The sequence below is a fragment of the Marinibacterium profundimaris genome, assembly GCF_002210095.1.
GTDB lineage: Bacteria > Pseudomonadota > Alphaproteobacteria > Rhodobacterales > Rhodobacteraceae > Marinibacterium > Marinibacterium profundimaris.
In genome coordinates this window covers 601,060-619,518 of sequence record NZ_AQQR01000001.1, presented here as the reverse complement: position 1 = coordinate 619,518, position 18,459 = coordinate 601,060, and the positions used below count along the sequence as shown (strand labels likewise).

Sequence of the window (18,459 nt, the reverse complement as noted above, 5' to 3'; positions counted from 1 at the left end):
TTTATGGCAGCGCTTTGGGGTGCGATGTTGAAGTGTCCTGCCGCCCCTATGTCTGGGCGGGCGTATAGGTGGCATCAAGCCGCGAGCGCAGGTAATCGGCGCCGGTGATCGCCGGGTATTTCGGTGCGCCGGTGCCCGGAAGCGCGGCGATCACGCTGTCCGGGTTCGGATCGAGGAAAAAGGCAATCGACCGGCGCGGGCGCGGCGGCGGCAGCACGCGGTGCGGTGTGGAGACGTATATGTCGTTCGACCACCGCGCGAGGCAATCGCCGATATTGACCACGAAGGCGCCGGGCACATGGGGCACGTCGGTCCAGCCTCCGCCGCGCGGCCTGACCTGCAGCCCCGGCACGCCGTCGCACATCAGCAGCGTGATCGACCCGTAATCGGTATGCGCCCCGGCGCCGATGCCTTCCGTCGAGGCCGGGTAGGACAGGACGCGCAGCGTCGCCATCGGGGCGGAGAAATGCGGGGCGAAATGGCCCCCGGGCAGGCCAAGATCCGCCTCGAACGCCGCATGAAGAGCTGTGCCCAGTCCAAGGACCGCGTCGTAATAGCCCAGCATCGTTTCGCGGAACCCGGGCTGGTCGGGCCAGACATTCACGCCGCGAAAGGGCTCTCCGGCGATCACGCGCGGATCGTCCGGGGGCAGGTCGAGACCCACGTTGAAGGCCTCCTTCCGGTCCATCTGGCCGCTTTTTTCATCCAGCGCCTCGGACCCCATCGCCGCCCAGCCCCGGTTGTGCGGTGAACGGCGGATGTCGAGCGGCGCCTTCTCGGCCTCGGGCCGGGCAAAGAACCCGGCGGCCTGCGCGAAGACATCCGCGATCAGCGGCTCGGGGATGCCATGGCCGGTGAGCAGGAAGAACCCGGTGTCGCGGCAGGCCTGGCCCAGGTCGGTGACAAAGCCCTCCGGGTCCGTGCCGGAGGCATAGCGTTGCCAGTCGAGGATCGGGATGTCTGTCATGAGGGGCCTCCGCTGTTGGGTCGAGATTTGCCCCGAGCTTTCCGAAACGGCAGCGCAGCGGCGCGCGTGGCCAAGGATCGGCGGCAAGGGACTCACGTTTTGCCGCAGGATAAGGCAGACTGCCTGCGGAATGGGCGGAAATATGGGTGCCATGCCGGGCCAGGCGGGATGCGCGATTGACGGGCCGGGCGCCGCGCCGAAAGGTCCGGTCGTGACAAACGGGGACACAGGGGATCAGGGCATGAGCGTGACGACGATTCAGACGGGCAACGGCCCACGCGCGTTTTTTTCCAGCGGAACGGAGGCCAAGGTGCCGCCCTTCGAAGAGATCCCGATGATCGATTTCGCGCCGATGGACAGCGCGGATGCGGCGGAGCGGGCGAAGGTGGGCGAGGCGGTGCGCAAGGCCTGCACCGAGGTCGGCTTTTTCTATGCCAAGGGCCACGGCATGCCGCAGGAGATCATCGACGCGACATTCGGCGCCGCGCATCGGTTCTTTGACCTGCCGCTGGAGGCGAAACAGGCGATCTCGGTCGAGAAATCCGATGCCATGCGGGGCTATACGCCGCTGCTGGGCGAAAACACCGATCCCGACAACAACGGCGATCTGCACGAGGGCTTTGACCTGGCGCTGGACCTGCCCGAGGATGACGCGGACGTGCAGGCCGGGGTTTACGGTTATGCGCCGAACCAGTGGCCCGAGCTGGAGGATTTTCGCGGGCCGCTGACCACCTATCACGCAGCGGCGCAGGAGGTGGGCAAGAAGATCTTCCGCGCCTTCGCGCTGGCGCTGGAGCTGCCGGAGGATTTCTTCCTTGGCAAGATCACCAAGCCGATGGCGCATATGCGGGTGCTGCATTATCCCGACCAGAACGCCGCCGAGGGCGAGAAGCAGATCGGCATCGGGGCGCATTCGGATTACGAATGCTTCACCATCCTCTGCACCGATGAAAAGCCGGCGCTGCAGGTGCTGAACCAGGCCGGCGACTGGATCCAGGCACCGCCCGTGCCGGGGGCGTTCATCGTGAATGTCGGCGACCTGATGGCGCGCTGGACCAACGATTACTTTCAGTCGACCGTGCACCGCGCGATCAACCAGACAGGGAAAGAACGCTATTCGATCCCGTTCTTCTTCGGGGTGAACAGCCAGGAGGTCATCGAGGTGCTGCCGACCTGCCAGACGCCCGAGAATCCGCCGAAGTACCAGCCGATCACTTGCGGCGACTACGTGCGCTCGCGGTTCGATGCGACCTACGCGCATCGGATCGGCGAGACGGTGGAGTGACCCGGGCCGCGCCTGATGTGTCAGGTTAGGTTTGATTTACAAGAATCTAATAAGAAAAGAAAAAGTGGGATCATGGGGCAATGCTCCGTCCCGAACTGACAGGAGAGACCCATGACCGCATTTCCGAAACTGCCCCGTCGCGCGCTTCTGGCGGCGAGCCTTGCCGCGGGCCTGACCCAGGCGCTTCCGCTTGCCGCCTTCGAGATCCAGGGTGAGCCCAAGGTCGCCTTCATCTATGCCGCCACCGCCCGCGACGGCGGCTGGAACGAGGCGCTCGACAATGCGCGGATGGCGGTCGAGGCGCAGCTGGGGCTGGAGATCGCCACGGTGGAGAGCGTGCCCGAGGAGGCGACCGCGCTGAAGAACGCCGTGGATCTCTTCACCGGGCGCGGCTTCAACGTGATCGTGGCCACCGGCTACGGCTATTCCGAGGGCGTGCTGGAAGCCGCGAAGGCGCATCCCGATGTTGCCTTCGTCAATGCCTCGGGCGCGACCAACGCGGCGAACCTCGAAGGGTTCTACACGCGGACCTACCAGGGCTGGTACCTGGCCGGGATGGCGGCGGGGGCGACCTCGGAGAGCGGCAAGATCGGGATCATCGCGGGCTTCCCCGTAGGCGTGGTGAACTGGGACGTGAATGCCTTTGCGCTTGGCGCGCAGGCCGTGAACCCCGAGGTCGAGACGACCGTGGTCTACACCAACTCCTGGTGGGATCCGGTCAAGGAAGGCGAGGTGGCGCAGGCGCTGCTGGACCAGGGCGTGGACGTGATCGGCAACAACCTGTCCTCGGCCGCACCCTTCATCGCGGCCGAAAAGGCCGGGGCGAAGTCCGTGGGCTTCCAGCTGGACATGTCGCAACACGCGCCCGAAGGCCACCTGACCTCGGTCGTCTTCCACTGGGACGAATACCTGGTGCCGACGCTGGCCGCGCTGCAGGACGGCAGCTGGGAGCCGTCGGAATGGGGCGCGTTCCCGGGCATGGCCGACGGGACGGTGGGGATCACGCCGCTGTCGGATGACGTGCCCGACGAGGTGAAGGCGCAGATCGAGGAGACCGCCGAGGCGATCAAGGCCGGCACGTTCGAGGTCTTTGCCGGGCCGGTCGTGGCGCAGGACGGTACGGTCGTCGTTCCCGAGGGCGAGGTGCTGGACGATGGCGGCCTTTGGGGCATGGAATTCCTGGTCGAGGGCGTGAAAGGCACATTGAACTGAAAAGGCCCGAAGACGGGCCCTGAAGACCCCAGGCTGACGTTGTGACAAAACCCGTCCAGACTGTCGCGCCGGCGTTGCCCGGCGCGCCTTCGGCGCTCCGGATCTTCGGGGCGTCGAAACGCTTTGGCGATCACCTGGTTCTGGACGGCGTCGATTTCGACCTCGCCGCAGGGGAGGTCCATGCGCTTCTGGGAGAGAACGGCGCCGGGAAATCGACGCTGATGAACATCCTCTCCGGCATCTACACCGCCGATGCCGGCCGGATCGAGATCGAAGGCGCGGCGGTGAGCATCGCCGGACCCTCGGCCGCCGTCGCGTTGGGGATCGGCATGGTGCATCAGCATTTCAAGCTGGTGCAGCCATTCACCGGACGCGAGAACCTGCACCTTGCGGCGGCCGGCCTGCCGCTGGTGCCGCGCCGGGCCGTGGTCGAAGAGCAGATCGCGGCGGTGGTCAAGCGCTCGGCCCTGGACGTCAATCTGGACGTGCCGGTGGCGCGGCTGTCCGTGGCGGAACAGCAGCGGATCGAGATCCTGAAGGCGCTGCTGCTGGGCGCGCGGATCCTCGTGCTGGACGAGCCGACCGCCGTGCTGACCGATGCCGAGGCCGACCGGCTGCTGGCGCTGGTGCGTGACCTGGCCGCGCAGGGCCATGCGATCATCTTCATCACCCACAAGCTGCGCGAGGTGCTGGCGGCGGGCGACCGGGTCTCGGTCCTGCGGCGGGGGCGGATGGTGCTGGCCAGCCACGCGGTCGAGGACGTGACGCGGGACGACCTGTCGCGCGCAATGATCGGCGATCAGGAGACGACTCAGCGGCGGCGCAGCGGGTCGACGCCGGGCCCAGTTCTGCTGGAGGTCACCGGGCTGGGCGTGCGCGACGGCGGGGCGGCCTATGTCTCGGACGCCGGGCTTAGCCTGCGGGCCGGAGAGATCCACGGGCTGGCCGGGGTCGGCGGCAACGGGCAGCGCGAGCTGGCCGAGGCGATTCTGGGACTGCGCGCGGCCACGGGACAGGTGGCGCTGGAGGGCCGGGACCTGACCGGCCTGTCGGTGGCGGCACGGCGGCGGCTGGGGCTGCGCTATGTGCCCGCCGATCGCAGCGCGGATGCGCTGGCGCCCAATGTCTCGCTGGCCGAGAACCTGGCCGCGACGCTGGTGCGGACCGGCGCGCTGGGGCGGCGGATGGTCTGGCCGTCGCGCGTGCGGCAGCATGCGGCGGCGATGGTGCAATCCTACGGGATCGCCGGGGCGACGGGCGGCGGGCGGCGGCCCGTGCGGCTGCTGTCGGGCGGCAATGCGCAGAAGGTCGTGCTGGCGCGGGAGCTCGACAGGGACGCGCGGCTGATCATCGCGCATTCGCCGACCCGGGGCCTGGACGTGGCGGCCTGTGCCTATGTGCACGAACGGCTGCTGGAGGCGGTGGCGCGGGGCGCGGGCGTTCTGCTGATCTCGGAGGATCTGGAGGAGGTGCTGGCGCTGTCGGATCGGATTTCGGTCATCAGCCGGGGCCGGATCGCGACAACGCCGGACGGGCGGCCCGACCGGGCGCAGATCGGGGAGCTGATGCTGGGCCATGCTTGAGACCGTGACACTGGAGCGGCGGCAGGGCGCGGGCGCCGTGCGCGCGGCGCTGACCTATGCGGGCGCGCTGGCGCTGGGGCTGGCGCTGTCGCTGGCGGTGCTGGTGGCGGCCGGGGTGCCGACGGGGGCACTGTTCAACGAGCTGGTGGTGCAGGTGTTCCTGTCGCCCGCCGGGCTGGCGCGGACGGTGACGATGGCGACGCCGATGATGCTGGGCGCGCTGGCGGCGGCGCTGTGCCTGCGGCTGAAGTTCTGGAACATCGGGATCGAGGGACAGCTTTGGCTGGGCGCGATCTGTGCGACGGCGGTGGCGCTGTACGATATCGGCGGGCCGCTGCGGCTGCCGCTGATGATGGTGGCGGCGATGGCGGGCGGGGCGCTGTGGATCCTGCCCTCGGCGCTGCTGAAGATGTGGCTGGGCGTGTCGGAGGTGATCGTCACGCTGCTGATGTCGAACATCGCCTTCCTGCTGCTGCAGCACCTGCTGTTCGGGCCGTTCCGGGACCCGACCTTCAACTTTCCCACCTCGCCGGTGTTCGGGGAGGCCGAGAAGCTGGCGCGCTTCGGCTGGGGCGATGTGAACGGCGGGCTGGTGCTGGCGCTGGTCGCCGTGGCGCTGGCGGCGCTGGCGCTGGGGCGGCTGCGCTATGGCTACGCGGCGCGCTTCGTGGGCGACAATCCGAAGGCCGCGCTGGCGCTGGGGTTTCCGGCGGGTCGCGTGCTGCTGCTGTCGATCCTGGCGGGCGGGGCGATGGCCGGGCTGGCCGGGGGCGTGATCGTGGCCGGAACTGAGTATCGGCTGACCCAGGCGGTGGGGCTGAACATGACATTCAACGGCATCGTGATCGCCGCGCTGGCGCGCAACGCGCCGGGGTGGATCCCGCTGGTCGCGCTGTTCATCGCGGGGCTCTACGTGGCCGGCGCCTCGCTGAAGGTGTTTTATGGCGTGTCCGAGGGCATCGTGCTGATCGCGCAGGGCATCATCCTGCTGGTTCTGGTGACGGCGCAATTCGTCACGACCTACCGGGTGCGGCTGGCGCGCGGGGTGGTGGCATGATGCTGGCGGTGACCGCCTGGCTGGGCGCGATGCCCGGGTTCATGACGCCGCTGCTGCTGGCAGCACTTGGGCTGCTGCTGTGCGAGAGGGCGGGGATCCTGAACCTTGGCGTCGAGGGGGTGATGGCGCTGGGTGCCATGGTGGGGGCGGCGGCCTCGCTGGGCGGTTTCGGGCCGGGCCAGGCGATGGGGCTGGGCGCGCTGGCCGGGCTGGCGGTGTCGGTCCCGTTCATGGTGGCGGTGATCGTCTTCCGCGCGCCGCAGATCCCGGCGGGGCTGGCGCTGGCGGCGATCGCGCTGGGGGCCTCGGCGGCGCTGGGGCGCGGGGCGGCGCACATGCCGTTCGCGGGGCTTGCGGTGCTGGGCTGGTTCGATGAGCTGGAGGGCGTGCCGGTGATCGGCCGGATGATGCAGCAGGACGGCATGGTCTGGCTGGCGTTGATCCTGGCGGCGGCGCTGGGGCTGTGGCTGGCGCGATCGCGCGGCGGCCTGCGGCTGCGCGCGGTGGGCGAGGACCCGGCGACGGCGGATGCCAGCGGCGTGGATATCCAGCTGTATCAGCTGGGCGCGGTGGCGGCGGGCAGCCTGCTGATCGGGCTGGCGGGGGCCTACCTGTCGGTCGGCGGGTCGAACATCTGGACCGAAGGCATGGTCGCCGGGCGCGGCTGGATCGCGCTGGCGCTGGTGGTCTTCGCGCAATGGTCGCCGCTGCGCGCGATCTTCGGCGCGGCGCTGTTCGGCGGGGCCGAGGCGCTGATTCCGCGCCTGCAGGCGATGGGGGTGGAGGTGCCGGTCTACCTGCTGTCGATGCTGCCCTATGCGCTGACCATCGCGGTGCTGGTGCTGATGGCGTTCTCGAAACGGGCGCGTCAGGCAGAGCCGGGGTTCCTGGGGCGGGCCTACATCCGGCAGGACCGGTGAGACATCGCGGACCCGCGGGATGGCGGCAGCGGCCGGGCCGAAGGACGGTGCGGAGCGGTTGGCCGGCGTGACCCTCCGAAGCGCCCGTGCCGATCCTGCTGCGCATGACCTCGCCACAGCGGGACGTCCGGGCGCGTGGATGGGGATGGATGTGCCTGCAGGAGTGATGCCGTGGCGGCTGAAATGGTCTTGTCACGGCGCACCCGTGGAGGGGCGTCGGTTTTTCATCGATAACCGCTGTGCCAACTGGCCCTTGAAGCCCCCGAACCCCGTGACTAACATCCCCCGAAGTCCAAAGGGGAAACACCCCCGCCACACGTCAAAAAGCAGGCCTCATCCCATGCGCGATCCCATTGATACCTACATGAACACCCTTGTCCCGATGGTGGTCGAACAGACCTCACGGGGCGAGCGGGCCTATGACATCTTCTCGCGCCTGCTGAAGGAGCGGATCATTTTCATCAACGGTCCGATCCACGACGGGATGAGCCACCTGGTGGTGGCCCAGCTGCTTCACCTGGAGGCGGAAAACCCGTCGAAGGAGATCTCGATCTACATCAACAGCCCCGGCGGCGTGGTGACCTCGGGCCTGTCGATCTATGACACGATGCAGTACATCCGGCCGAAATGCTCGACCCTGGTGATCGGGCAGGCGGCGTCGATGGGCTCGCTTCTGCTGGTCGGGGGCGAGGCGGGCATGCGCTACTCGCTGCCCAACAGCCGCATCATGGTTCACCAGCCCTCCGGCGGGTTCCAGGGCCAGGCCAGCGACATCATGATTCATGCGACGGAAACCCAGAAACTGAAGGACCGTCTTTACGACATCTATGTCAAACATACCGGACAGACGAAGAAGGCGGTTGAAAAAGCGCTCGATCGTGACAACTTCATGTCCCCTGAAGAAGCGAAAGACTGGGGTCATATCGACGAGATCGTCGAAGCACGGGATTCCGGTGCGCCCGCTGACGCCTGATTGGGCGGCAGAGCGCCTCGACCGTCCGCGCGGTGCGCCGCGCGGAGGTCAATTTAAGATTGTGGAGCCCCCCCAAGCTGGCCTAAGCTGGCCTGACAGGTGGGCGGAAGTGCAGACATGCGTGTCGATACGGACACGCGGCTGCCCGACAGCAGCGGCCGAAAGGTAGACGATGGCGACGAATTCCAGCGGTGACAACAAGAACACCCTCTATTGCAGCTTCTGCGGCAAAAGCCAGCACGAGGTCCGCAAGCTGATCGCCGGTCCGACGGTATTCATCTGCGATGAATGCGTCGAACTCTGCATGGACATCATCCGCGAGGAGACGAAGGCGTCTGGCCTGAAATCCTCCGACGGCGTGCCCACGCCCAAGGACATCTGCGAGGTTCTGGACGATTACGTGATCGGCCAGGCCACGGCAAAGCGCGTTCTCTCGGTGGCGGTGCACAACCACTACAAGCGTCTGAACCATGCGCAGAAGGCCGGCAACGATATCGAACTGGCGAAATCCAACATCCTGCTGATCGGCCCCACCGGCTGCGGCAAGACCCTGCTGGCGCAGACGCTGGCGCGGATCCTGGATGTGCCCTTTACCATGGCGGATGCCACCACGCTGACCGAAGCCGGCTACGTGGGCGAGGATGTCGAGAACATCATCCTCAAGCTTCTGCAATCTTCGGAATACAATGTCGAACGGGCGCAGCGCGGCATCGTCTATATCGACGAGGTCGACAAGATCACGCGCAAGTCCGAGAATCCCTCGATCACCCGCGACGTGTCGGGCGAGGGCGTGCAGCAGGCGCTGCTGAAGCTGATGGAAGGCACCGTGGCCTCCGTCCCGCCGCAGGGCGGGCGCAAGCATCCGCAGCAGGAATTCCTGCAGGTGGACACCACGAATATCCTTTTCATCTGCGGCGGCGCCTTCGCCGGGCTCGACAAGATCATCGCGCAGCGCGGCAAGGGCTCGGCCATGGGCTTCGGGGCCGATGTGCGCGACAATGACGAACGCGGCGTGGGCGAGATCTTTGGCGATCTCGAACCCGAAGATCTGCTGAAGTTCGGCCTGATCCCCGAATTCGTCGGCCGTCTGCCGGTGCTCGCCACGCTCGAGGACCTGGACGAGGAAGCGCTGGTCGAGATCCTGACCAAGCCGAAGAACGCCTTGGTCAAGCAGTACCAGCGCCTGTTCGAGCTTGAGGATACCGAGCTTCAGTTCACCGAAGATGCGCTGACTGCCATCGCCCGCCGCGCGATCGAACGCAAGACCGGCGCGCGGGGCCTGCGGTCGATCCTGGAGGACATCCTGCTTGACACGATGTTCGACCTTCCGGGGCTGGACAGCGTGACCAAGGTGGTCGTCAACGAGGAAGCCGCGAATTGCGACGCCGCCCCGCTGATGATCCACGTGGACGAGAAGGGCTCGGCCACCGCGGGCTGATCCCCGGCGACCGGCAGAAGGATAACGGCCGATGCCCCGCCCCGGGCGTCGGCCTTTTTCTTGGAGGTTCTCTTGAGGGTTTTCCGCAACATCACGGCCGGGGGCGGGGCAGGGGCATGAGCGTGCGTCATATCTCCACCGGGTCGCCGTTCGAGGCGAAGATCGGCTATTCCCGCGCCGTCGTGGCGGACGGGCTGGTGCACGTGGCGGGCACGACCGGTTACGATTACGCGACCATGACCATGCCCGAGGCGATCACGGATCAGTGCCGCAACGCGCTGGCCACGATCGACGCCACGCTGAAACAGGCGGGCACGGGGCTCGATCACGTGGTGCGCGCCACCTACATCCTGCCCGACCGCGCGGACTGGGAACCTTGCTGGCCCATCCTGTCGCAGGCCTTTGCCACCGCGCTGCCCGCCGCCACGGTGTTTTTCGCCGGGCTTCAGACCCCCGAAATGAAGATCGAGATAGAAGTGACCGCCCGGGTTCCCTGAGCCCGTCCGGCGGTCGAAGGGGCGGGGCGCGGTAACGCAGGCTTTGCGCCCTGGCCGTCAAACTATTGCAGGACTTCCGCCTGCGCCCGACTGCCCACTGGACCTATCGGCGCCAATGGGTCATATCCTGTTCCAAAGGATCCCGAAGAGGTATCGCATGTCGTTCATGAGCAAGCTCACCCAAGCGTTGACCTGGTGGAATGGCCAGACCATCAACACCCAGATCTGGACCCGTCGCCACGGGCACAAGGTGGGTGAGGATAACCAAGGCAACATTTTCTACCGCACCGCGGACGACGCCCGCCGCTGGGTGATCTTCAACGGGGAATGCGAAGCCTCGCGCATCGACCCCGAGTGGCATTCCTGGCTGCACCGCACGCTTGACACCCCGCCGAGCGAAAAGCCCATGGCGCACAAGACCTGGGAGAAGCCGCATCAGGAGAACCTGACCGGCACACCGCTGGCCTATGCGCCTCCGGGCTCGATCCGCCGTGTGAACCCGGTCGACCGTTCGGATTACGAGGCCTGGAGCCCCGAATAATGTCCCATTCCGTGACCGAGATCACCGTCGGCGGCGTCGTGCTGGCCGCGGCGGTGGCGTTTGCCGTCTACGCGACCCAGACCACCGGCATGCGGGCCGGGGGCGGGGGCGCCTATGAGCTGAACGCCTCCTTCCGTTCTCTCGAAGGGGTAAGCGTGGGCACCGACGTGCGCCTGGCCGGCGTCAAGCTGGGGGCCGTCACCGGTGTCGAGCTTGACCCGACGACCTACCGCGCGATGACCACCTTCACGGTGTCCAACGGGATCGAGATCCCCGATGACAGCGCGGCCGTGATCGCCTCCGAAGGGCTGCTGGGCGGCAATTTCGTCGAGATCATGCCCGGCGGGTCGCCCTTCTACTACGAGGCCGGCGACGAAATCACCGATACCCAGGGCGCGGTCAGCCTGATTTCGCTGCTGGTGAAGTTCGTTTCCGGCTCGGGATCGTCCGAGTGACACGGATCGCTGCTGCCCTGGCGCTGCTGATGGCGGCGCAGCTTGTCCTGCCGGCCGCGCCGGTACAGGCCCAGGCCGAGGCCGCCGTGTCCGGCAGCGGCGCGGTGCTGCGCGCCCTGGACAAGGTGAACGGTCGGACCGAGGATTTCGAGGTGCGCTCGGGCCAGAGCGCCGAGATCTTCAACCTTGTGGTCGAGATGGCCGATTGCCGGTACCCGGCCGACAACCCGACCGGCGACGCCTTTGCCTATCTCGTGATCCGGGAAGAGCAGTCGCAGGAAGCCATGTTCGCCGGCTGGATGATCGCCTCGTCCCCCGCGCTCAACGCGCTGGATCACCCGCGTTACGACGTCTGGGTGTTGCGCTGTATCAGCTCCTGAGGCGTCGGCGTGGCCGGGCCGGTGAAATCGGCCTGGCGCAGCAGCGCATCGCGCAGCTTGCGGTGATAGGCCGCGCGTGAGATCTCCTCCGCGCCGAGCGAGGCGAGGTGATCGGTCACGAATTGCGTGTCGAACAGCGTGAAATTGCCCTGCCGCAGCCGGTCCACCAGGTAGGCCAGCGCGATCTTCGACGTGTCCGTGCGGCGCGAGAACATGCTTTCCCCGAAAAAGGCCGATCCCAGCGTGACGCCATAGACGCCGCCGACAAGCGTCTGGCCATCCCAGACTTCCATCGAATGGGCATGTCCCGAGGTGAAGAGCGACAGGTAATGCGCGCGGATCTCGGCGTTGATCCAGGTCTCGGCCCGGTCGGCGCAGCCGTCGACGACGCCGGCGAAATCGGTGTCGATCGCGATCCGGTATTCCGCCTTGCGCAGGCGCCGGGCCAGGCTACGGGACATGTGGAACCGGTCGAGAGGGAAGATGCCGCGCCGCTTGGGATCGACCCAGAAGATTTCGGGGTCTTCGCGGTGTTCGGCCATCGGAAAGATGCCGATGGAATAGCCGTGCAGCAGAAGTTCGGGCGACAGGCTCATCTGTGCGGGGCCCTTCTGCCACGGGGGCGTGCGGGCCCCCGACGGGGCCCGCGCGGGGACATCCGGGCGATCCTTGCTGCGCTGCGGGCGGGCAGGACCATCCGGCGGATCAGCCGTGCGCGCGCTGAGTCTCCAGCCACGTTTCGAGCCAATGGATGTTGTAATCGCCGGTCTGGATGTCGGGCTCTTCGAGCAGCGCGTGGAACAGCGGCACGGTGGTGTGGATGCCGTCCACGATCAGCTCGCCCAGGGCCCGCTTCAGCCGGGCCAGCGCCTCGGGCCGGTCGCGGCCGTGGACGATGAGCTTGCCGATGAGGCTGTCGTAGTAGGGCGGGATCGAGTAGCCGTCGTAGATCGCGCTGTCCATGCGGACGCCAAGCCCGCCGGGGGCGTGGTAGACCGTGATCTTGCCCGGGCAGGGCGAGAAGTCGGGCAGCTTTTCGGCGTTGATCCGGACCTCGATCGAATGGCCGCGGATCGACAGGTCGTCCTGGCCGAAGGACATTGGCAGGCCGGCGGCGACGCGGATCTGTTCGCGCACGAGGTCGACGTCGAAGATCGATTCCGTCACCGGGTGTTCCACCTGCAGGCGGGTGTTCATCTCGATGAAGTAGAACTCGCCGTTCTCGTAGAGGAATTCGATCGTGCCGGCGCCGATGTAATTGATCTTGGCCACCGCATCGGCGCAGATCTTGCCGATCCGGGCGCGTTCCTCGGCCGAGATCGCCGGGCCGGGGGCCTCTTCGAAGACCTTCTGGTGGCGCCGCTGCAGCGAACAGTCGCGCTCGCCCAGGTGGACGGCGTGGCCCTTGCCGTCGCCGAAGACCTGGATTTCGATATGGCGCGGCGTGGTGAGGTATTTCTCGATATAGACCTCGTCGTTGCCGAAGGCGGCCTTGGCCTCGGACCGGGCCGTCATGAAGGCGCTTTCCAGGCCCTCGGCGGTCTCGGCCACTTTCATGCCGCGTCCGCCGCCGCCCGCTGTCGCCTTGATGATGACCGGATAGCCCATCTCGTCCGCCAGTTGCCGGGCGGTCCCGAGATCCGGCACCCCGCCCTCGGAGCCGGGGACGCAAGGCACACCCAGCGCCTTCATCGTTTCCTTGGCGGTGATCTTGTCGCCCATGGTGCGGATGTGGTCGGCGGTGGGGCCGATGAAGGTCAGCCCGTGGTCCTGCACGATCTGCACGAAGGTCGCGTTTTCCGACAGGAAGCCATAGCCGGGGTGGATCGCCTCGGCGCCGGTGACTTCGCAGGCGGACATGATCGCGGGGATCGACAGGTAGGATTGCGTGCCCGGCGGCGGGCCGATGCAGACGCTTTCGTCGGCCATCCGCACATGCATCGCGTCGCTGTCGGCGGTGGAATGGACCGCCACGGTGGCGATGCCCATCTCCCGCGCAGCGCGGATCACGCGCAGGGCAATCTCGCCCCGGTTGGCGATCAGGATCTTGTTGAACATGCCTGCCTCACTCGATGATGACGAGCGGCGAGCCGTATTCGACCGAGGCGCCATCTTCGACGAGGATCCGCTTGACGGTGCCCGAATGGGGCGCGGGGATGTGGTTCATGGTCTTCATCGCCTCGACGATCAGAAGCGTATCGCCTTCGGAGACCTGGGCCCCGACGCTGATGAAGGACGGTGCGCCCGGCTCGGGCTGCATGTAGACGGTGCCGACCATGGGCGAGGTCACGGCGCCGGGATGCGCCGCGGGATCGGAGGCGTCGGCGGCCGGGGCGGCTTCGGCCGCTGCAGGGGCAGCGGCGGCGGGCGCATGATAGACCTGCTGTGCGGGGGCAGCGGCGGGTGCCGGTTGCGCCTTGCTGACGCGGACCGAGAGGCTGTCATCCTCGCCGTAATCGCGCGTGACCTCCAGTTCGGTCAGGTCGTTTTCGCGCAATAGCTCTGCAAGGGCCTTGATAAAAGCCACGTCCGCAATGTGCGTGTCGTTCGTCATGAATATCCTCAAGCGATATGATCGGGCGCCGGCCGGGGTGCGGCCAGGGGGGGAATGCCCGCCTGATGCGCGCTTATAGACAAAGCCGCTGCCGGTGAAAAGCGCCCCGGGTTGCGCGGCAGAATGGCGATTTCGGCCCGGATCGCAAGGGCAAACACTACGAAATGCGCAGCTTTGCCGAGCAGAAGGGCGGATTGGCGCCCGGGGAGGTGGCCGCGGGATCGGGGCGTGGCCGGGGGCGGTGATCGCGGCAGGCGCGGCCGGCGCTGGATCATGTTGGTGCCCCCGCATCCGCGTGCTAGCCTTCGCGGGTCAGGCAGGGAGGATGCGATGACGATGACGCTGCAGGTGGCCTATCCGGTGACGGAGGGCACGACGTTCGATTACGATTATTACTTCGACACCCACATGAAGATGGTGGAAGAGCACATGGGCGCGCATATCGCCGAGGCGTTTGCGTCGCGCGGGGTGTCGGGCCCGCCGGGCCAGCCGGCGCCGTTTCACGCCATCGCGACGATGAAATTCGCCGACCAGGCGGCGCTGAACGAGGCTCTGGGCGCCTCGGGCCCGGTGATGGCGGATATCCCGAACTTCACCAATTCCGAGCCGCAGGTCATGGTCGGCCATATCGGCTGACAGATCCGGGACCGCGTCGGGCCGGTGCGGTGGCACCGGCCCCTGTGCATGCGGGGGCGAAAGGCGCGCTCAGATCGCCAGGTATTCCGAGCGCAGGTCCTCGTTTTCCAGAACCTCGGCGGCGGAGCCGTCGAAGACGATGCTGCCGGTGTCGAGGATCACCGCGCGGTCGGCCAGTCCCAGCGCGCGGACCGCGTTCTGTTCGACGATCACGGTGGTCATGCCCTGTTCCTTGATGTGGATCAGCGTCTTCTCGATCTCGTCCACGATGACCGGCGCGAGCCCTTCGTAGGGTTCATCCAGCAGCAGCACCTTGATGTCGCGGGCCAGCGCCCGGGCGATGGACAGCATCTGCTGCTCGCCGCCCGAAAGCGTAACGCCCTCCTGCCTGCGGCGTTCGCCCAGGCGCGGGAAAAGTTCGTAGATCCGCTCCAGCGACCAGCCGATCGGCGGGGCGATCTGGGCGAGCTGCAGGTTCTCCTCCACCGTCAGGCCGGCGATGATCCGGCGGTCTTCGGGCACGAGGCCCAGGCCCGCGACCGCGGCCTCGTGGCTGCGCATCTTGTGCAGCGGCTGATGGTCGAGCCAGATCTCGCCGTGGCGGACCTCGGGGTTGTCGAGCCGCGCGATGGAGCGCAGCGTGGTGGTCTTGCCGGCGCCGTTGCGGCCCAGAAGCGCCAGGATCTCGCCCTCGTGCACGTTGAACGAGATGCCCTGCACGATGTAGCTTTCGCCGTAATAGGCATGCATGTCCCAGACCGACAGGAAGGCCGGCGCGGTGGTCGCCATGTTGGCGTTCTTGGAAAAGTCGGGTTTGACGTTCATTGCGGTGTCCTCTGGTGGAGGGGCGGTGGGTTGGAAACCCACCCTACGGATGCGGCGGGGGTAGGGTGGGTTTTCAACCCACCGCCTGCCCGGGGCGGCGGTACGATCAGGCGCTTTCGCCCAGGTAGGCTTCGCGCACCTTCGGATTGCCCCGGATGTTCTGGGGATCGTCCTCGACCAGCGGGGTGCCCTGCGCCAGCACGGTGATCCGGTCGGCCAGCGAAAAGACCACGTGCATGTCGTGTTCGATGATGGCGATGGTGATGTCGCGCTTCTCCTTGATCTCCTTCAGCAGGTCGATCGTGTTGTTGGTGTCGGCCCGCGCCATGCCCGCCGTGGGTTCGTCCAGCAGCAAAAGGCGCGGGTTCTGCGACAGGCACATGCCGATCTCCAGCCGCCGCTTGTCGCCGCGCGACATCGACGCCGCGTGCATCCCGCGCTTGTCGGCCATGTTCATGTCGACCAGCATCGCCTCGGCCGTCTCCAGCACGTCGCGCTGCTTCATGAACTGGCTCAGCGCGTTCAGCTCGAACGCCCCGTCGCGCGAGGCGAAGCAGGGGATCATCATGTTCTCCAGCACCGTGAGATCGCCGAAGATCTCGGGCGTCTGGAACACCCGGGAAATCCCCATCTGGTTGATCTCATAAGGCGACCGTCCCAGCACCGACTTGCCGTCGAACATCACCGATCCGGTATCCGGGATCAGCTTGCCGACCAGGCAGTTCAGCAGCGTTGACTTGCCCGCCCCGTTCGGCCCGATGATGGCGTGAACACTGTTCTCCTTGACCGAGAGAGTCACGTCCGACAACGCCTGTAGCCCGCCGAAGCGCTTGCTTACGTCCTTGATGTCGAGAATGCCCATTGGCTTGCGCTCCTTACTCGGCCGGTTCGGTGGTGGTGGTGGACTTGGCTTTCTCTGCGGCCTTCTTCTTCCGCCGGTCGCCGCGGATCCAGCGCATCAGCTTCTGCCCGCCCTCGACCAGCCCGCCGGGCAGGAAGATCACCACCAGCATGAACAGCAGACCCAGCGTCAGGTGCCAGCCCTTGCCGATGAAGGGGTGCACGATGAAGACCATCGCGTTTTCCATCCAGTCGGGCATGAAGGCGAACCACTGGTGCAGGACGTTGTCGTTGATCTTGGAGAATATGTTCTCGAAATACTTGATGAAGCCCGCGCCCAGGATCGGGCCGATCAGGGTGCCGGCGCCGCCGAGGATGGTCATCAGGACGACCTCACCCGAGGCGGTCCATTGCATCCGCTCGGCCCCTGCCAGCGGGTCCATAGAGGCCATCAGCCCGCCGGCAAGCCCCGCGTACATGCCCGAGATCACGAAGGCGGCCAGAGTGTAGGGCCGGGTGTTCAGCCCAGTGTAGCCCATACGCTGCTGGTTCGACTTCACCGCCCGCAGCATCAGCCCGAAGGGTGAACGGAAGATCCGGATCGCCAGATAGACCACCAGCAGCATCACGATGGCGCAGAAATAGTAGCCTGCGTTGAACTGGAACAGCCAGGGGCCGAGCTCGAGCTTGTAGGTGGCGTTCATCTCCAGGCCGAAGAGGTTCGGAACGGTGGGCGAATTCGGCCCCATCAGCACCTGCGGATCGTCGGTATAGACCTGCAGCCCGGTCTCGCCGTTGGTCAGGTTGAACTTGGGGTTCGAGAGCACCGAATAGGCCAGCGCGAAGGACATCTGCGCGAAGGCCAGCGTCAGGATCGAGAAGTAGATCCCCGATCGCCGAAGCGAGACATAGCCGATCCCCAGCGCGAAGATCCCCGAGACGACCAGCGACAGCAGGATGCCGGGCAGGATGTTGTAGCCCAGCAGCTTGAACATCCAGACACAGGCGTAGGATCCTACGCCGAGGAAGGCGGCGTGGCCGAAGCTGAGATAGCCGGTGAGCCCGAACAGGATGTTGAAGCCCACCGCGAAGATTCCGAAGATCACGAAGCGCTGCATCAGGTCCGGGTAGCCGGCGTTGAACTGCGCCATGGCCGAGCCTTCGGGGAAGGGGTTCAGGATGAACGGTGCCAGCAGGGTGATGATGGCAACGATGATCAGCAGTGAGGTGTCTTTCTTGTCGAGACCGAACATGTCTTATTCCTCCATCACGCCTTTGCGCCCCATCAGACCGCGCGGACGGGTCAGCAGCACGATGATGGCGACGAGGTAGATGATGATCTGGTTGATGCCCGGGATCGTTGTGGTGGCCCAGGTGGTGGAGGCGAAGCTTTCCAGGATGCCCAGCAGGAAGCCCGCCAGAACGGCGCCGGGCAGGGACCCCATGCCGCCGACGACGACGACGACGAAGCTGAGCACGAGGAAATCCATCCCCATGTGGTAATTCGGCGGGTTGATCGGCCCGTACATCACGCCGGCCAGCCCCGCCACGGCGGCGGCCATGCCGAACATGATGGTGAAGCGCCGGTCGATGTTGATGCCCAGAAGCCCCACGGTCTCGCGGTCGGCCATGCCCGCGCGGACCACCATGCCGAAGGTGGTGAATTGCAGGAAGGCGAAGACGGCAAAGATGATGATTGCGGCAAAGCAGAAATAGACGATCCGCCAGATCGGGTAGGGCAGGTCGAGCCCGACGATCGCGCCCACGTTGGCCACGCCCATCAGCGCCTCTGGCGGGGGCGTCTGGATCGGGTTGGCGCCGAACCACAGCTTGATGATCTCCTGCAGCACGATGGCCAGGCCGAAGGTCACCAGGATCTGGTCCGCGTGGGGACGCTTGTAGAAATGCTTGATCAGCCCGCGTTCCATCGCCAGCCCGATCAGCAGCATCACCGGAATGGCCAGCAGGATCGACAACGGCACCGCCCAGTCGATGATGGTCGCGCCGACCTCCGGCCCGAACCAGCTTTCGACATAGGGCGTCTTCACCTTCAGCGGGTTGCCTAGAAAGTCGGTCTTTGTCTCGTCGATGGTTTCGAACGACAGGTTGAGGACGCGTTGCAGCGTCACTGCGCAGAAGGCGCCGATCATGAACAGCGCGCCATGGGCGAAGTTGACCACGCCGAGCGTGCCGAAAATCAGTGTCAGGCCCAATGCGATCAGCGCATAGGCCGAGCCCTTGTCGAGCCCGTTGAGGACCTGCAGCAGGAAACCGTCCATCGGTGCCCCCGTAAGAT

Annotated in this window: 20 protein-coding genes; 12 read left to right on the top strand and 8 right to left on the bottom strand. The window is 66.4% G+C overall.

Translation table 11 applies throughout. The features are described 5' to 3' along the window. Positions 1-46 precede the first annotated feature (46 nt). Positions 47-967 (bottom strand): isopenicillin N synthase family dioxygenase, encoded by a 921-nt coding sequence (locus ATO3_RS02995; RefSeq protein ID WP_088648293.1) that lies wholly within the window; start codon positions 965-967, stop codon positions 47-49. Positions 968-1,208: 241 nt separating this feature from the next. Here ATO3_RS02995 and ATO3_RS02990 point away from each other — a divergent pair, with 241 nt between their 5' ends. The 11 genes from ATO3_RS02990 (at position 1,209) to ATO3_RS02940 (ending at position 11,308) form a co-directional block, all read left to right on the top strand. Then, positions 1,209-2,252 carry an isopenicillin N synthase family dioxygenase gene (locus tag ATO3_RS02990; RefSeq protein WP_088648710.1) on the top strand — a complete coding sequence of 348 codons (1,044 nt, stop codon included), beginning with the start codon at positions 1,209-1,211 and terminating at the stop codon, positions 2,250-2,252. A 111-nt stretch (positions 2,253-2,363) separates the two neighbouring features. Then, a complete protein-coding gene (locus ATO3_RS02985; protein WP_088648292.1) occupies positions 2,364-3,464 on the top strand; it encodes a BMP family ABC transporter substrate-binding protein in 1,101 nt (366 codons plus the stop codon). Between the two features lie 41 nt (positions 3,465-3,505). After that, the gene (locus ATO3_RS02980) at positions 3,506-5,047 is read left to right on the top strand and encodes an ABC transporter ATP-binding protein (protein ID WP_088648291.1); all 1,542 of its coding nucleotides are present in this window, start codon (positions 3,506-3,508) and stop codon (positions 5,045-5,047) included. Continuing rightward, complete coding sequence (locus ATO3_RS02975) at positions 5,040-6,104, top strand: ABC transporter permease (protein WP_088648290.1); 1,065 nt, start codon at positions 5,040-5,042, stop codon at positions 6,102-6,104. The genes ATO3_RS02980 and ATO3_RS02975 overlap by 8 nt, the downstream gene beginning before the upstream one ends. Then, positions 6,101-7,024 carry an ABC transporter permease gene (locus ATO3_RS02970; RefSeq protein WP_198963191.1) on the top strand — a complete coding sequence of 308 codons (924 nt, stop codon included), beginning with the start codon at positions 6,101-6,103 and terminating at the stop codon, positions 7,022-7,024. Before ATO3_RS02975 ends, ATO3_RS02970 begins: the two co-directional genes overlap by 4 nt. Before the next feature lie 340 nt (positions 7,025-7,364). Further along, positions 7,365-7,997: an ATP-dependent Clp protease proteolytic subunit gene (locus ATO3_RS02965; RefSeq protein ID WP_088648289.1), complete on the top strand. Its 633-nt coding sequence runs from the start codon at positions 7,365-7,367 to the stop codon at positions 7,995-7,997. A 172-nt stretch (positions 7,998-8,169) separates the two neighbouring features. Then, the gene (gene clpX / locus ATO3_RS02960) at positions 8,170-9,435 is read left to right on the top strand and encodes an ATP-dependent Clp protease ATP-binding subunit ClpX (RefSeq protein ID WP_088648288.1); all 1,266 of its coding nucleotides are present in this window, start codon (positions 8,170-8,172) and stop codon (positions 9,433-9,435) included. A 116-nt stretch (positions 9,436-9,551) separates the two neighbouring features. After that, positions 9,552-9,932, top strand: coding sequence for a RidA family protein (locus tag ATO3_RS02955; RefSeq protein WP_088648287.1), 381 nt, complete (start codon positions 9,552-9,554; stop codon positions 9,930-9,932). Positions 9,933-10,089: 157 nt separating this feature from the next. After that, the gene (locus tag ATO3_RS02950) at positions 10,090-10,473 is read left to right on the top strand and encodes an NADH:ubiquinone oxidoreductase subunit NDUFA12 (protein WP_088648286.1); all 384 of its coding nucleotides are present in this window, start codon (positions 10,090-10,092) and stop codon (positions 10,471-10,473) included. Next, positions 10,473-10,928, top strand: a complete 456-nt coding sequence (gene mlaD, locus ATO3_RS02945; RefSeq protein ID WP_088648285.1) for an outer membrane lipid asymmetry maintenance protein MlaD — start codon at positions 10,473-10,475, stop codon at positions 10,926-10,928. The genes ATO3_RS02950 and mlaD overlap by 1 nt, the downstream gene beginning before the upstream one ends. A gap of 29 nt (positions 10,929-10,957) precedes the next feature. After that, positions 10,958-11,308 (top strand): DUF2155 domain-containing protein, encoded by a 351-nt coding sequence (locus ATO3_RS02940; RefSeq protein ID WP_088648708.1) that lies wholly within the window; start codon positions 10,958-10,960, stop codon positions 11,306-11,308. Here the strand turns inward: ATO3_RS02940 and aat are convergent. The 3 genes from aat to accB all read right to left on the bottom strand — a co-directional run bounded on the left by aat (position 11,272) and on the right by accB (position 13,862). Next, positions 11,272-11,904, bottom strand: coding sequence for a leucyl/phenylalanyl-tRNA--protein transferase (gene aat / locus ATO3_RS02935; protein WP_088648284.1), 633 nt, complete (start codon positions 11,902-11,904; stop codon positions 11,272-11,274). The genes ATO3_RS02940 and aat overlap by 37 nt on opposite strands. 109 nt (positions 11,905-12,013) lie before the next feature. Next, a complete protein-coding gene (accC, locus tag ATO3_RS02930; protein ID WP_088648283.1) occupies positions 12,014-13,366 on the bottom strand; it encodes an acetyl-CoA carboxylase biotin carboxylase subunit in 1,353 nt (450 codons plus the stop codon). A gap of 7 nt (positions 13,367-13,373) precedes the next feature. Continuing rightward, positions 13,374-13,862, bottom strand: a complete 489-nt coding sequence (accB, locus tag ATO3_RS02925; protein ID WP_088648282.1) for an acetyl-CoA carboxylase biotin carboxyl carrier protein — start codon at positions 13,860-13,862, stop codon at positions 13,374-13,376. Positions 13,863-14,192: 330 nt separating this feature from the next. Between accB and ATO3_RS02920 the strand changes: the two genes are divergently transcribed. Beyond that, a complete protein-coding gene (locus ATO3_RS02920) occupies positions 14,193-14,498 on the top strand; it encodes an EthD family reductase (RefSeq protein ID WP_088648281.1) in 306 nt (101 codons plus the stop codon). Between the two features lie 69 nt (positions 14,499-14,567). Here ATO3_RS02920 and ATO3_RS02915 read toward each other — a convergent pair whose 3' ends face one another. The 4 genes from ATO3_RS02915 to ATO3_RS02900 all read right to left on the bottom strand — a co-directional run bounded on the left by ATO3_RS02915 (position 14,568) and on the right by ATO3_RS02900 (position 18,442). Beyond that, complete coding sequence (locus ATO3_RS02915) at positions 14,568-15,323, bottom strand: ABC transporter ATP-binding protein (RefSeq protein WP_088648280.1); 756 nt, start codon at positions 15,321-15,323, stop codon at positions 14,568-14,570. A gap of 106 nt (positions 15,324-15,429) precedes the next feature. After that, entirely contained in the window at positions 15,430-16,185 is a 756-nt protein-coding gene (locus tag ATO3_RS02910; RefSeq protein WP_088648279.1) for an ABC transporter ATP-binding protein, read from the bottom strand. Positions 16,186-16,198: 13 nt separating this feature from the next. After that, positions 16,199-17,416, bottom strand: a complete 1,218-nt coding sequence (locus tag ATO3_RS02905; protein ID WP_088648278.1) for a branched-chain amino acid ABC transporter permease — start codon at positions 17,414-17,416, stop codon at positions 16,199-16,201. 3 nt (positions 17,417-17,419) lie between these two features. Further along, positions 17,420-18,442 carry a branched-chain amino acid ABC transporter permease gene (locus ATO3_RS02900; RefSeq protein ID WP_088648277.1) on the bottom strand — a complete coding sequence of 341 codons (1,023 nt, stop codon included), beginning with the start codon at positions 18,440-18,442 and terminating at the stop codon, positions 17,420-17,422. Positions 18,443-18,459: the final 17 nt, after the last annotated feature.